Genomic DNA, 546 nt, shown 5'->3' with positions numbered 1-546 from the left:
ACCCGACCTCCCAGGACGACGAGGACGCCCTGGCCGCGCTCGCCGAGGTGCTCGGCGGCCCAGAGAGCCAGGACGACCCCAATGTGGAGGCTCGCGCCCGGCGAGCCGCGTCGGACATCATGGGCATGCCGGATGACTCGTCACCCGGCCTTCGGTCGGTCGAGGGCCCGCCAGCCCGATGACACTGACCGTCGTGGCCCCGGCCGCCGTTCTCTCGACCTGCCGGCGGTCGGGGCCGTCGACGGCGAGTCGAGGGCGGTCGCGAGTCGTGAACGGCCGCTATTGCCTCGCCAGCTCGCGCATAAAACGCCGACCCTTCCCTCGCATACCGCTGCACCTCGGTCGGCCGTCGATGCGCGGTCGGGGTGCCGACGCAGGGCGCGCCGCGTGCCAGGTTCAGCGCATAAATCGCCGACCGTGAGCTTCCCTCGGTGACCGCTTGCTCGGCCTCGCGGTGCCCGCGCCGGGGTCTCCAGGCTCGCGCGTCGAGACTGACCCGGTCGGTCGTCTATGCGGAGGTTCTTGCAGCGAGCTCGTGCCTTGAGC

The 546-nt window shown here is 71.8% G+C and carries 1 protein-coding gene; it reads left to right on the top strand.

The genetic code is table 11. The annotated features are described in order from the left end of the window. Positions 1–182: hypothetical protein (locus ACFPBZ_RS29545; protein ID WP_378039669.1), on the top strand; the 182-nt coding region annotated here is incomplete at its 5' end. Between the last annotated feature and the right edge of the window lie 364 nt (positions 183–546).

This window comes from Actinomycetospora atypica (genome assembly GCF_042653685.1).
Classification (GTDB): domain Bacteria; phylum Actinomycetota; class Actinomycetes; order Mycobacteriales; family Pseudonocardiaceae; genus Actinomycetospora; species Actinomycetospora atypica.
This window is presented reverse-complemented; position numbering and strand designations above follow the sequence as displayed.